At 41.4% G+C, this 13,888-nt stretch carries 12 protein-coding genes; 7 read left to right on the plus strand and 5 right to left on the minus strand.

What is annotated here, in order from left to right:
* Nucleotides 1-133: 133 nt before the first annotated feature.
* Nucleotides 134-2,854 (minus strand): insulinase family protein, encoded by a 2,721-nt coding sequence (locus BWD47_RS09715; RefSeq protein ID WP_075593881.1) that lies wholly within the window; start codon nucleotides 2,852-2,854, stop codon nucleotides 134-136.
* Between the two features lie 192 nt (nucleotides 2,855-3,046).
* Here BWD47_RS09715 and sixA point away from each other — a divergent pair, with 192 nt between their 5' ends.
* Genes sixA through BWD47_RS09735 form a run of 4 tightly spaced genes read left to right on the plus strand, consistent with a single transcriptional unit; the run spans nucleotide 3,047 to nucleotide 5,113 of the window.
* The gene (sixA, locus tag BWD47_RS09720; RefSeq protein WP_075593882.1) at nucleotides 3,047-3,523 is read left to right on the plus strand and encodes a phosphohistidine phosphatase SixA; all 477 of its coding nucleotides are present in this window, start codon (nucleotides 3,047-3,049) and stop codon (nucleotides 3,521-3,523) included.
* A 48-nt stretch (nucleotides 3,524-3,571) separates the two neighbouring features.
* The gene (locus tag BWD47_RS09725; RefSeq protein WP_065978777.1) at nucleotides 3,572-3,922 is read left to right on the plus strand and encodes a RidA family protein; all 351 of its coding nucleotides are present in this window, start codon (nucleotides 3,572-3,574) and stop codon (nucleotides 3,920-3,922) included.
* Nucleotides 3,923-3,941: 19 nt separating this feature from the next.
* Nucleotides 3,942-4,382, plus strand: coding sequence for an ASCH domain-containing protein (locus BWD47_RS09730; RefSeq protein ID WP_075593883.1), 441 nt, complete (start codon nucleotides 3,942-3,944; stop codon nucleotides 4,380-4,382).
* On the plus strand, nucleotides 4,379-5,113 hold the full coding sequence (locus BWD47_RS09735; RefSeq protein ID WP_075593884.1) for an SDR family oxidoreductase: 735 nt from the start codon (nucleotides 4,379-4,381) through the stop codon (nucleotides 5,111-5,113). Before BWD47_RS09730 ends, BWD47_RS09735 begins: the two co-directional genes overlap by 4 nt.
* Nucleotides 5,114-5,116: 3 nt before the next feature.
* On the opposite strand, the gene BWD47_RS09740 is transcribed toward BWD47_RS09735, so the two are convergent.
* Together BWD47_RS09740 and smrB are read right to left on the minus strand one after the other, a co-directional pair.
* Nucleotides 5,117-6,037 (minus strand): AEC family transporter, encoded by a 921-nt coding sequence (locus tag BWD47_RS09740; protein WP_036969941.1) that lies wholly within the window; start codon nucleotides 6,035-6,037, stop codon nucleotides 5,117-5,119.
* A gap of 23 nt (nucleotides 6,038-6,060) precedes the next feature.
* The gene (smrB, locus tag BWD47_RS09745) at nucleotides 6,061-6,618 is read right to left on the minus strand and encodes an endonuclease SmrB (protein WP_075593885.1); all 558 of its coding nucleotides are present in this window, start codon (nucleotides 6,616-6,618) and stop codon (nucleotides 6,061-6,063) included.
* A 101-nt stretch (nucleotides 6,619-6,719) separates the two neighbouring features.
* On the opposite strand from smrB, the gene prmB reads away from it, so the two are divergent.
* Both prmB and aroC read left to right on the plus strand, forming a co-directional pair.
* Nucleotides 6,720-7,655, plus strand: coding sequence for a 50S ribosomal protein L3 N(5)-glutamine methyltransferase (prmB, locus tag BWD47_RS09750; protein WP_065978781.1), 936 nt, complete (start codon nucleotides 6,720-6,722; stop codon nucleotides 7,653-7,655).
* 61 nt (nucleotides 7,656-7,716) lie between these two features.
* Nucleotides 7,717-8,814, plus strand: coding sequence for a chorismate synthase (gene aroC, locus BWD47_RS09755; RefSeq protein ID WP_036969935.1), 1,098 nt, complete (start codon nucleotides 7,717-7,719; stop codon nucleotides 8,812-8,814).
* Between the two features lie 68 nt (nucleotides 8,815-8,882).
* Here the strand turns inward: aroC and BWD47_RS09760 are convergent, their stop codons facing one another.
* Nucleotides 8,883-10,889, minus strand: a complete 2,007-nt coding sequence (locus BWD47_RS09760) for a fused MFS/spermidine synthase (RefSeq protein ID WP_075593886.1) — start codon at nucleotides 10,887-10,889, stop codon at nucleotides 8,883-8,885.
* A gap of 129 nt (nucleotides 10,890-11,018) precedes the next feature.
* Here BWD47_RS09760 and BWD47_RS09765 point away from each other — a divergent pair, with 129 nt between their 5' ends.
* Nucleotides 11,019-13,031, plus strand: a complete 2,013-nt coding sequence (locus tag BWD47_RS09765; RefSeq protein ID WP_036969931.1) for a winged helix-turn-helix domain-containing protein — start codon at nucleotides 11,019-11,021, stop codon at nucleotides 13,029-13,031.
* Here the strand turns inward: BWD47_RS09765 and BWD47_RS09770 are convergent.
* Nucleotides 13,018-13,860: a LysR family transcriptional regulator gene (locus BWD47_RS09770; protein WP_036969929.1), complete on the minus strand. Its 843-nt coding sequence runs from the start codon at nucleotides 13,858-13,860 to the stop codon at nucleotides 13,018-13,020. The genes BWD47_RS09765 and BWD47_RS09770 overlap by 14 nt on opposite strands.
* Between the last annotated feature and the right edge of the window lie 28 nt (nucleotides 13,861-13,888).

Here is a 13,888-nt window from a genome sequence, read left to right on the forward strand (position 1 = left end):
ATCGGGCTTGCAGAAGCAGAAAAAACATCCGCCATACTCATTATTAAAAAAGTAGAAATCATTTTTATTATTTTTATCATTAATGAAATACCTTAATTCGCACCAGATAATTTAATCTAAGCTCACGAACGAGTCAAAGAGAATGAGAAGAAAGGTTGGCTTTTGCTGGTTTTTTGAGCTTCGGCTCACTTAAAAGTTCGATTCTAGGCCGATTTTCAGAAAAGATCTCAATAATATATTGCTGCATATCCTCAAGACTCAGCGCATCAAGCTCAGCGATCAGTTGTTGCTGCATATTAAACTCAGTATCGCGGTTACCAATTGCCAGCCATAAACGTTGTGAGCGAAGTCGTAAGTTTTTGTCTTTTTCTGCAATATGTGTGACGAGTCCCGCTTTTGTTTGAAGCCATTGCTGCTCATCAACAGTGGGGATCTGTGCGACAAAATTACTAATAAATTGCTGGTGGCGTTTGAGTATCTCATCAGCGTTGTGTTTAGGCGATTGCACATAAAACGCAATGCCAGCGCGTGTGTTGAATGGGGCATAACCAGCACCCACTAAATAGCCAAGCTGCTGTTTTGTTCTTAGCTCGTTAAAGTAGTCTTGATTGATAAGATGATTAAGCACCATCATTTTAACTTTTTCTGTGGTGTCATCGGTTAATGCTTGGTAATAAAGCACCATCGCGTGGTCGTTGCAATTGAGTGTGATACGTTGGTGTTCTACTTCGGTAACATCGTTTAGTGGCCGTGTTAAATCGATAATAGTGGTACTGCCAGAGAGGTGATCAACGATTTGCTTTTGAAATTTAAGTGCATCGCTGCGCTGCCAATTGCCATGTAAAAATGACTCAACATGCAAGGCTTTAAAAAACTCAGTTCTAAAGCAGTTGAATTGGTGGAAACTGGTATCTTTTAGCGCCTGAGCAAGTGCATTGGGCTCAGGGTTCCACGGCATAATTTGCGCCCCTAAAATACTGAATAGCTCACTGACGGGTTTGTTTTGATTACTGTTACGCCAATGCCTAACAAGCTGTTTTTTATACTCGGCAAAGCGTTTTGCGCAAATATCGACATTAAACAGTGCTTCGAGTAATTCGTTAACTAAGGTGAGCTGACTTGAAGATAAACCGGCGGTGTGCAGTGTAAGCCCACCCTGATGCGAGGTTAAATGATAGCTCAGCCCAGCCAGTTCGGCTGGATAAAACTGCTCTGCCACACTGTCCATAAAAAGGTCTGCAAACAGGCGCGTTAGCGCCATGTGTTTTACGTCTTTAATTGCGTAGTGAGAATCCATCGCTAAATAAAAATGCCCTTTAGCAACGCGGAAAGTCGCGTCTTGCTTAAACCAAAAATCAAACCCTTCTTGTTTCACAAGTAGTTCAGGCGCTTTTTTGGGAGTGTCTAGCGGTAACAGTTCAACCTCTTTGGTTAAATAAGGGTTAGCGCAAGGCAGACACATTTCAGGTAAGGGCGTGTTTATTTCACTTAATGCTTCTAACCAGCATGGCGATATATCTTCGATTTTATAAGGTGTATTGTACCAAGCGGTAGTATGTTCTGGCTCAACATCGGGGTGAATGAGCACCAATCGCATATTATCTGGGGTTAACCATTGCATCGCAATTTCATGGGCGCAACGATTAAAGCCTTCCATTAAATAATCGCCTTGTACGTAATTTTCTTCATCGTAATGCTGCATGTTAATGCTTAAATTACTAACCCAGTCGATGAGGCGTGCTTTTTCTTGGTTATCAAAGGCAATTTGTAACAGGTTCTTTTTATCTTGATAAAGCCTGGGAAGTTTGGCGCAGTTTTGATTAATTAAACAGATATACTCAAATACCATTTCGACAATATCTTCATAGTATTCAATACCTTCATCTGTAAGAGCTACGCTGATATTAAAATCTTTAAAGTTACTGCCATTAATACCGCCACCAGCAGAAAGAGCATTGATCCAACCTTGTTCTTTTAAAATTGAATACAACGAGCCCTTGCCCTCATAGCCAAGCAAGTGAGCAATAAAACTAACCGTTTTATGGCGATAAAAATCATCAATGTTGGGCATAGCAAAACTGATGATGAGCTTTTGCATATGTTTGTGCGGTTCAATGTGTAAAACTTTGCCCAAATCTTGTTTGCGATAAAGGGGAGGCTCGATGATCTCTTTACTCTTTGCTTGCCCTTTAATATCGCTAAAATACTGCTTAACCCAGTCAGTCATCGTGGCAATATCGGCGTTACTGCAAATAACTAAAGTCATCCATTGTGCTTGGTAATGACGGTTGAAAAATGCGCGCAGTTCTTCGCTAATACAGCCCTCACGGTCTGCTAATGTGTGTTGATTACCCACCGAAAACTTAGCAAAAGGGTGTGCTGGGTTTACCGTTTCTTTATGCGCTTGATAAATACGGCGTCCGTCGTCTTTAATTTTTAATTTAAATTCAGCGTCAATTGCATTGCGCTCTTTGGTGGTTTCTTTTGGACTGAGTAAGGGGGCAATAAAAAAACGACTAAATTGCGCGAGTGCATCTGAAAACTGTTGATTATTGATGTCAAAAAAGTAGCAAGAATGCTCGGTGCCAGTCCAGGCGTTCGTGCTGCCACCTGATTGTGAAACAAAGTTCGAAAAGGCACCAGACTCGGGATATAAATCAGTCCCTAAAAAAAGCATATGCTCTAAAAAATGAGCCAGACCTTGTCTATCAAGGGGATCGTCGAAGTGACCCGCATTAACAGCCATAGAAGCCGCTGATTTTGTTGACTCTAAGTCTTGCACTAAAAGCACTTTTAGACCATTGTCCAGTGTTAGGGGCTGGTATGTTCTGTTATCATTGCGGCTGATATTCAAAAGATTCTCCTGAAAGAATGCGTTAATGTCCTAACAACAGATGATAATCTCAGGAACGCTAAAGGCACAGCAACGAAAATCTACCTGAATATCATAAGCGGATGTTTAATCTATCTTGTGATGATATTCTAATATAGCTAACAATCAAGCAAACTGGCTACTGTTTTATATTCTTTAATTGGTTGATTTTTTATGAAAACAATCTTAATCATGCGCCATGGCGAAGCAACGCCTATGCAAGCAGATGATGCAGCAAGACAATTGACGCCAACGGGTCAACAAGAAGCCAGTAGGATGGGGAAGTGGTTAGCATGTCATTATAAACCAGACGCTTTGTTGGTAAGTCCGTACTTACGTGCCCAGCAAACGGCTGAGAATGCAACACACAATATTCCGTTACTCTACAAAGAAACGTGTCGCGACATTACTCCCGACGGTGTACCACAAATGGCTACTGATTATTTAGAAACGTTAATCGCGATGCATCCACAGTGTAATACTTGGCTAGTCGTCGCTCATATGCCGATCGTGAGTTATTTAGTTGATCAATTGAGCCCTGGTAATATGCCTATTTTTAATACGGGTGCTGTAGCGGTCATTGAATATGATGAAACGAAACAGCGAAGCCACTACTTAAGTATTCACTCGCCAAATAACGTCGAAATATAGCAGTATGTCTGTTAAATTACTGTCACTGTTAACTATTTAATACATACTATGACAATTGAACGATTACAAACAGGTGCGCGAATGAGCCGCATCGTTAAGCATAACGGCACGGTTTACTTATGTGGGCAGGTGTGCGCTGATGCAGAAAAAGGCATTGCTGAACAAACGCAAACTATGCTCGATAAAGTTGAAACTCTGCTAATTGAAGCCGGTAGCAGCAAAGAGCATATGTTAAGCGCCACCCTCTATCTTAAAAGCATGGAATACTTTGCCGATATGAATGCTGTGTGGGATGCATGGGTACCTGAAGGTCATGCCCCCGCGCGTGCCTGTGTTGAAGCTAAAATGGCGCGTGACGCGCTACTTGTTGAGATTTCAGTTGTTGCAGCCGTTAAGTAACGAGCAACGAATCAACAAGATGATTGCTGATTTTAACCAGCAGTCATCTCGTCAAATTAGTACTTTGCCTGCTTGGCATTTTTGCGATAATGAGGTGGATGCCAATGAATGCGCTGACCTTGTTCTGCAAGGAGTCAAGCGAGCGACCACCTCATCACTGTATTGGTTTGAAGCTAATAACGAGGCGCTCCCTCGGGTTGGTGACTTGGCTATTTTTACGAACTGGCAAGGGCGGCCGCTTGGCATTATTGAAACCACCTCTGTTGTTATCACCCCTTATAATCAAATTACCGAAGCGTATGCCGCGTTAGAAGGCGAGGGCGATAAAAGCCTTCGTTATTGGCAACAAGTGCATTGGCCATACTACCAGCGAGAATTACACGGCACAGCTTATTCACGTCATCCTGAGATGCCCTTAGTGTGCGAGCAATTTCAGTTAGTTTTTAAGGAGTCATCATGAGTTCAAATCCCGTTGTGCTTATTACTGGTGGTGGGCGTGGTATTGGCGCAGCAACAGCTAAACTATTTGCCAAGCATGGCTATGATGTGTGCATTAACTATAAATCAGACCAACAAAGCGCCGAACAAGTTGCCAAAGAAATCGAAAAGCAAGGGGTTAAAGCGCACACCTTTCAGGCAGATGTGGCTGATGAGCAACAAGTAATGGCTATGTTTGTTGCACTTGATAGCACGGTGTCACGCTTAGATATACTGGTTAACAATGCTGCGATGATGAAGCCACAAATGTCACTTTTAGAAATGGACGCGGCGCGTATTAATGCTATTTTGAGCTGTAATGTGACAGGGGCATTTTTATGTGCGCGAGAAGCTATAAAGCGAATGCACAAAGGCAGTATTGTTAATGTGTCATCGGGGGCTTCACGGACAGGTTCAGCGAATGAGTATTTAGATTATGCTGCCTCAAAAGGCGCACTTGATACCTTTACCATAGGCCTTGCAAAAGAAGTCGCCAGTATGGGAATTCGTGTTAATGCTGTAAGGCCCGGCTTAATTTACACTGACATGCACCGTGATGGTGGTGAAGCTAATCGCGTAGACCGCTTAAAAAGTAAATTACCACTCGGGCGAGGCGGTGAGGCTGATGAGGTCGCCAAAGCCATTTATTTTTTGGCCTCAGAGCATGCATCGTTTACCACAGGCAGTTTTGTGGATGTATCTGGTGGGCTATAAGACTTAAAGTAAAATGCTTAACCAAACAGTAAAACTTATAACGCTCAGTGTGGTTGATATGACGACAGCACTTGCGAGCGTTGCTTGATGTTGTTTTATTTGGTTAGCTATTAAATACGCATTCACTCCTAATGGCGACGCACTGAGTAATACCAGTACAGTCATCAAAGAGTGTTCAAGGTTGAAAACCTGAGTTGCAAAAAAGTACACACTACATGGTAAGGCTACGAGCTTAATGATGGTTGCGATAAGGGATGCTTGCCAGTTATCTGCAACCTTATAAAACGCTAAATTTGCGCCTAACACAAACAGTGCGCAGGCAATAGCTGGCTTGGCAAGTAAGCTCAAACCATTCGCCAAATCGTGATAAAGCGTTACACCCAATAAGTTAATCGCAAGGCCACTGCTTATACTTAGAACCACAGGATTCAGTAACATATTTTTCGCGAAGGCTCGCCATGAAAAGGTTTGCTGCGATTTTGCACTCAATAGAAAAGTCAGTGTAAACAGTAAAGCGCTGTGAAAGGTAATGATCATAAACACAATCCCAACCATTTGCTGCCCAAGTGCGGCGATAATAATTGGTAGCCCGACTAGTACGGTATTAGAGTAGCTACTACCAAGCGCAAACACGGCATGGCGAGATGCGGCTGATTGCTTATAAATTACATAGCGATCAAGCAAATACCCGAGTGCGTAGATTGCTAATACAGGAATATAAAAGCTTAAAAATCCAGCTATACTAACGCTACTATGTAAATCTGCTTGCGCCATATTGACAAATAAAAATGCCGGAACGCTAATATAAAAAGTAAATTTACTGAGGCCTGCGATGTGTTCTTTCGATAAAAATCGACTACGACTACTAATGTAGCCACTTAGCACGATAAAAATCAGTGGAAAGATGATCGAAAAAATATGCACTTGTGGCCTTATTAAAAGTGACGTTAACGTCGGAATTCGTCACTTTGTGGAAGGTTAATTAAAATAAGTACTGCGCCTTTACCGCCAAATTCAAGCGGGGCTTGGTGCATAGCAATAACATCGGGATGTTGCACTAAATACTGCGGTACTTTGTGTTTTAAAATACGCTCACCAATCCCATGCACGATACACGCGCAGTAGTAATGTTGTTTTTTACATTCGTGAATCAGTCCTGCAAGCTCATCTTTGGTAAGTTCTTTATTTAACCCATGTAAATCAAGGGTTAGCTCAGGTACGTAGTCACCACGACGCAGTTGTTTTGCCAAGTAGGAATCATGTCCTGGTTTGACATAGCTTACAGTGCCGTGCGTATCAATATCTGGCACATATTCGTCTGAAAAGAAAAATTCTGACTGATGTTGCTTTTTTTGCTGGGAAAATTGCTTCGCTTGTGACACTTTAGGCTTGTTAGTAAATCGGATAGTGTCTTGTTTAAATGCTTTGGCACCACTGATACTCTGACGAAATAAGTCTATATCGTCAGTGCTGATGTGATTGTTGTCGTGGGGATCTTTTTTCATGGCGGCAGTCTAAACAAAAAAACGCTAAAAATCGAGTAAAAAGCAATTGAAAAGACGGTACAATACGCGTCAGAACAGACTTTGAAAGTTAAGGAACATATATGAACCATTTCCAAATAGAAGACGCAATTTTAGACGAGGCAATTGCTGAACTTTCAACGTTGCACGATTGGTTACGTTGGACAACCAGTCAATTCGCGAGCAGTGGTATTTTCTTTGGCCACGGCACAGATAACGCATGGGATGAAGCTGTCAGCTTATTGCTACCAGCACTAAGTTTACCTGTTGATGCACCTAAAGAGCTAATGCATGCGCGTTTAACGAGCACTGAAAAAAATCGTTTAGCAGCATTAATCGCTGAACGTATTAACGATTGCACGCCAGTGCCTTATTTAACAAATATTGCCTGGTTTGCCGGCATGCCATTTTATGTTGATGAGCGTGTATTGATTCCGCGTTCACCTTTTGCTGAGCTAATTAACAACCGGTTTGCTCCTTGGCTTGAAGAGCCTGAGTCGGTAACCCGCATTCTTGATTTATGCACAGGCTCTGCATGTATCGCCATTGCGCTTGCACAAGCTTTTGAAGACGCGCAAGTTGATGCCGTCGATATTTCGTATGAAGCCCTAGAAGTTGCTGATATTAATATTAGTGATTACATGCTTAATGAGCGTGTATTACCTATTCAGTCAGACGTATTTAGCGGTGTGCCAGGACAAAAATATGACCTGATCGTTGCCAATCCGCCTTATGTTGATGCTGAAGACATGGCCGACTTACCGCGCGAATTCCACCATGAGCCAGAGCTTGGTTTAGCATCGGGCCATGATGGCCTTGACGTCACTCGTACCATTTTAGCTGAAGCAGCAGAGCATCTAACTGATAACGGTTTGTTATTTGTCGAAGTTGGTAACTCTATGGTACATATGGATGCATTGTACCCAGGCGCGCCGTTTGAATGGATTGAATTCGAACAAGGTGGCTTAGGCGTATTTGTGATAAGCAAACAACAGCTTGTTAATTATTTCGCCGATTAATAGCGAATTTAAAAGCCGAGCCTTAGGGCTCGGTCTCAGTAGCCAGGAATGAGGAAAGTTAATGGCAGGTAATAGCATAGGGCAGTTATTTAAGGTGTCCACCTTTGGTGAGAGCCACGGCGTTGCATTAGGCGGCGTTGTTGATGGCACACCAGCAGGCCTTGAAATTAGTGAGGCCGATTTACAAATTGACTTAGATCGTCGTAAACCAGGGCAAAGTCGTTATACAACACAGCGCCGTGAAAGTGACGAAGTCAAAATTCTTTCAGGTGTATTTGAAGGTAAAACCACAGGCACAAGTATTGGTTTACTGATTGAAAACACCGATCAACGTTCAAAAGACTACGGTAAAATCGCTGACGTATTTCGCCCAGGTCATGGTGATTACACCTACTGGCATAAATACGGTATCCGCGATTATCGTGGCGGTGGTCGCTCATCAGCTCGAGAAACCGCGATTCGTGTGGCGGCAGGAGCGATTGCTAAAAAATATTTAAAGCAATTTCATGGTATTGAAGTACGTGCATGTTTAAGTCAGCTTGGGCCTATTAAAGCCGAAAACTATAACTGGGATGAAGTAGAAAACAATGCGTTTTTCTTCCCCGATACCAGTAAATTAGACGCGCTTGATGAGTACATGCGTGAGCTTAAAAAGCAGGGTGATTCGGTAGGCGCTAAAGTGAAAGTAGTCGCTAAGAATGTGCCTGTTGGCTTAGGTGAGCCAGTATTTGATCGTCTTGATGCTGAGCTTGCGCACTCACTTATGAGCATCAACGCGGTAAAAGGTGTTGAGATTGGTGATGGCTTTGATGTCGTTGAGCAAAAAGGCTCAGAGCACCGTGATGAGCTGACCCCAGATGGTTTTACATCAAATCACGCGGGGGGAGTGCTTGCGGGTATCTCGACAGGACAAGATATTATTGCGTCTATCGCGCTAAAACCAACGTCAAGCATTACGATTCCGGGTAACAGTATAAATACCAGCAACGAAGCCGTTGAAATGATCACCAAAGGTCGTCACGACCCGTGTGTGGGTATTCGTGCAATCCCCATCGCCGAGGCGATGATGGCGATTACCTTAATGGACCATTTATTACGCCAGCGTGGCCAAAACCCCCATGTTAGCCACGAGCATGGGCCAATCAAAGGCTCAATCTAAAAGTATCTATTTAGAAAAAGTAATGAGCGCGATAGCTTTCAAGCCATCGCGCTTTTTTGTGTTTTAATTTAAAATTTTAACAGAGGCAACAAGCTGTTTTTTTGATCAGTCCATTCTGCAAGTTGATAATTCCCGTAGTGCTTTATAGGCGATAAGTCACTAATAGAAACATCATTTAAAAAAGTGTGATTACTGGTTAATACCACCCAGTCAGAGCCCAGAGATTTTAAGCCACGCCCTTGATAACTGTACTTTATTAACGTTTTATCAAAATGCTGGCTGTGTGCTTGTAATACGGGCAATAAATCGATGTGGTTATTGGAAATATGCACGATCAGCACGCCATTTTCATTGAGTCTTTGCCAATAGAGCGACATAGCTTCTCGAGTGAGTAAGTGCGCGGGAATAACATCACTTGAAAAAGCATCAATGATTAACACATCAAATGTTTCTTGATGATTTTTTTGAAGCGCAATTCGACCATCACCTATGGTTACTCTCACATTGGCTTTACTGCTATTTAAATAAGAAAAATAATTCTTTGCCATGTCATGCACTGCAGGATTGAGTTCAAAAAAATGGAGGCGGTCACCTTGACCCACAAACTTTGCGAGTACACCAGCTCCTAAACCAATGACACCTATGTTTAATGCGCCCTGTTGTTTTAAAATCGTGAGAGATTTAGCAACACCCGTATGTTGATGATAATAACTTTGACCAAGGAATTGATTATTATCAAGTGGCTCTGCGCCATGGATGGTTGTGCCATCTATTAAGCGCCTTTCTTTTATTGTATTGGTATTAATATCTTTTACTGTGAGGTAACCGTAAAAATTGCGGCTCGTAGCAACATTATACTGATTAAAGTTTACGGCTAAGAAACAATAGCATGAGAGCCATACAACAGCGGTTGCAACGAGGGTGTACTTAATGTGTTTATTACCTGTTTGGGTTTTAAATTGGCAATAGCAAATAAAGCTAAAAATAACAGCTAACCCCAGTAGATACTCATCAAGTTGCACGAAAAGTAAAGGAGCAATCATGGTACTGCTAAGTGAACCTAGCACACCTCCTAGGGCAATATAAAAGTAAAAAGTGGTTAATTGAGCGTTATCAGGGGCTGTACTTCTTAGTTCACCATGACACACCATGCAGGCGGTTAATAAGATAGCGCAATACATAATGAGTTGAGCTAGTGCGCTAAATTGGCTGCCAAAATAAAACATTAACAGTCCAGCAAACACTGCAAATACAAACGTATACGCCCACACATAACGCTGATAATTTACTTTATTGGCAAACGTATAACTAAAAGTGAGTAGGTAAATCACCAGTGGCAAGGACCAAAGTAATGGCATTGGTGGAATATTAGTACTGATCATATGTGTTGTTGACACTAACATCGCGGTACTTAAGGCACTCAAAATAATCCAGATTGATTTTCCTTGTGATAGCTTTGCACTATTCGCTAACTGAGGTTTTCGGGCTACTTTAAGGTCTTTTTTTAGCAAAAACGCCATTATTAATAGTAATAAGGCACAGTAGCAGAGTAGCCCAAAAAGCCAATATGACTTTTGCTGCTCTAGCGAAAACAGTAATTCAAATATAAATGGGTAACTCATTAACGCCATTAAAGAGCCTAGGTTTGAAATAGAATACCAATGGTACGGAACATGTCTTGCAAAGACTTGGATATACCAACGCTGTAAAAGCACACTGGTTGCGCTAAGTAGCATAAAAATAGGGCCTATTTCTCGCAATAAATGCACAAATACAGCGAGAGTTGGAGGCCAATCAGTGAAGTGAAAAATTTCGTTTTGTAAGTAAATAACCAGTGTTGCAATGATAACCAATAACAGGTGAGTAACTACTTGTAATGTAATCGTGTACCGACTGATATAGTGTGCATAAAAATAACCAAGCAATAGCATTGTTTGATAAAACACTAAGCTGGCTGACCAGACAGAGGCACCTCCACCAAAGTGAGGTAAAAGTTGCTTTGAGAGCAGAGGCTGAATTTGAAAAAGTAAAAAAGCACTGATGAAAATAGTGGCGATTGATAAAAGTTTATACATTGTTTTTGTTACCTATTGAAAGATGAAAAAACAATCTACGAGTTTGAGTAAAGCCACAATGGAGTAATGCTTGAGTTTCTCTTAAGAAAACCTTAACCTTTGATTCGTCAATATTTATTGGAGCAGTAAGTGGCGAGTTATCGAATCGGTAAATTTGTGATTGATGAAAGCAGATGTTTAATTTCATCGCAAGAATATGAGCAAGTTGTCGAGCCCAAAGTCATGGATGTATTACATACCCTTTATATTCATCAGGGGAAGGTCGTAAGCCAAGAAATGATCTTCGCTGCGGTTTGGCCTAATTCAATATTTAATCCAAGCTCAGTACAGCGTTGTATTGCGTTATTACGAAAAGCCTTAAAAGAAGATGCCAAGAACCCTCAATTTATAATTACTCATCCAAAACGGGGTTATAGCTTGGAGCAGGTTGAATTGAGCCAATCAACTAAAGCAACTAAAGCAAAAACGCAATGGTTGCCGTTGCTACTCGTGGTACTCGTTTTTACAGGCGTTGTAGTTTGGCAAATGATTGCTGATAAGCAAGCGCATCCAAGTTTTAGTCAATTAATGCCACTGACGTCAAGCGAACTGAATGAATCTAATTTATCTTTATCGCATAATGGTAACCACTTAGCCTTTGTTCGAGGTGATAAAGGCAACCAACATATCTGGTTAAAGGAATTAGCCACAGGTCGAGAAGCTAGGCTCACGAAGTTTGCTGCAAGTTATTTTGCCTTAGGGTGGTCTTCACAAGACAATGCGTTGGCGTTTGTCGAAGCGAGTGAGCATAATCAGTCACTCCAAACTTTATCGCTTGATTTATCGTCATTTGTGGCACGTGAGAAAACGACTGTCAATCGCTTTACCGAGACGACACTGACGAGCCATCATATTTATTGGGGAGCTGGAGAAGTACTCTATTTTATCGAGAAAAATAAACAAAGTAATGACACCCAACTGGTTTCACTGGATATAAACAGTAAACAAAAAAAGCGATTACTAGCGGCTTCTGAGCAAGATTGGTTACTTGTTCATGCGTTATCAAATGATGGTAGTAAAGTCGCGTTAGGTTTTGAAGCAGGACAAAATAAATACCGTATCGATGTGCTTGAGCTTGCTAGTAATACAGTGAAAACCATTGCAGTAATAGAAAACGGTATTCAAGGTTTGAGTTGGCATCCAAACAATCAAGCGTTATTAATAAGCCAACGTAACCAACTTATAAGTTTAGATCTTGAAGGTGAGCTGCAGCTTATTCCGTTTAATAATTATCAAATAATTCGCGATGCCCAGTACACTTCATCTGCTGAGTCAATTTTAATGGAATTAGTGAATGTGGATGTTGATATTGTCAGTCAAACACGAACAGATCCAAATACACTTACAAAGCGGGTGGATACTTCCTCGGTTGACTTTCTGCCAGTGTTTTCACCGGATTCAACAAAATTTGTATTTGAGTCACATCGCTTTGGACTAAAACAATTATTTTTGTATGAAAATGAAAAACAGAAATTAGTCTTCGCAAATCCAGATAACGAAGAGCTGTTTGGTACTGTATGGCATAAAAATGGTCAGCAAGTATTCACTGCAAGCAAAGATACCTTATATAAAATTGATATTGTCAGTGGGACCTATGAAGCTATTCCACATCCTCATCACTCATTTTATTTACGCGAAATGTATCATAATGAAGAATCCATTTTAGTCTCTTACCGCGCAAAAGATGGGGTTACATTTCACCCAGCTAAATTTGATTTAAATGATCTATCGCTGACGCCATTTTCTGGTTCTGGTAAACGCTTGAGTTGCTACGGTATGGACTTAGATGATAAAGACCAGATTTATTTTTCAAATAGTAATGAAGTTTTTCGCGTAAATTCTGACGGTGATATTGAGTTAATATGGCAGTCTCAACAAGATGAAATTATTGGAATTGCAGTTGAAAAGCAGCAATTAGCTATCACCTTAGAACAGCCGCATAGTATCAAATATCAAACGATTGATTTAGTTTCATCTGATAGCGAAAGTTGGCAATTAACAGCCCCAAAACAGCATATGCTGATTAATGCGTCACACGATTTGAATGAGTTTTTATACTTAACCGACCCTAAACGTACGCGCAAATTAGTCAAACTACTTTAATATGTTCTATCAGAGACTTAAGTTGCTCAAGGCTGACGGGGTTATGAGCATGATTACCATGCAAAAGCACTATATCAATCACTGGTAAGAGGGGGAGTGTTTCATCGGTAATTTCTTCTACGCTCTTTTGCATACTAATGCGTGCCATGCTCCCTATTGCGAGATTTTGCTCAATTAAACCATGTAAAGCCCCCACAGAGCCGCAGCAGGCGATAATATTAAAGTGTCGCTCTGCTTTCAGTAGACCTTCGATGCTGGCTTGGTGAAATTTACAGTCGCGTTGAAATAAGGCCAGTGGCAAGGGGGTTGCAGGGTTTAATTTAAAAGACGGACTTTTCACCCACACTCCTTGGCTTGATTGTATTAGGTAACCTTCCTCTGAGTTTGGTGAACGGGTCGCAATCACTAAATCAAGTTGACCTTGGTCAAGCTTAGCCCTTAATTCACTGCTAGGTGCGCAGCTAATTTGTATATCCAGCGCAGTATTTAACATGCGCAGTGAATTCACGAGTCGCGGTAAAATTGAATGGGCGTAATCATCAGGGCAGCCAATACGAATTCGACGGTTTCCAGTGCCTGCTTGAAGTTGCTTAAAGGCCTCATCGTGAAGATTGATTAACTGCTTTGCATAACTTGCTAATTGATGACCTTGTTGGGTAAGCACTAACTGTCGTCCTTGCTTCTCAAATAAAGAACTCCCTGTGTCTTGTTCTAGTTTTTTCATCTGCATACTTACCGCAGATTGGGTTCGGCAAATCTGTGCGGCTGCGCGGGTAAAACTGCCCGTGTCTACAAAAGCACAAAAAGTTCGTAAGGCATCAATATCCATGATGTATCAGTTTCTCTTATGGGTTGTA

Origin of the sequence: Pseudoalteromonas sp. PAB 2.2 (assembly GCF_001938575.1) — a bacterium.
Taxonomy (GTDB): Bacteria; Pseudomonadota; Gammaproteobacteria; order Enterobacterales; family Alteromonadaceae; genus Pseudoalteromonas; species Pseudoalteromonas lipolytica.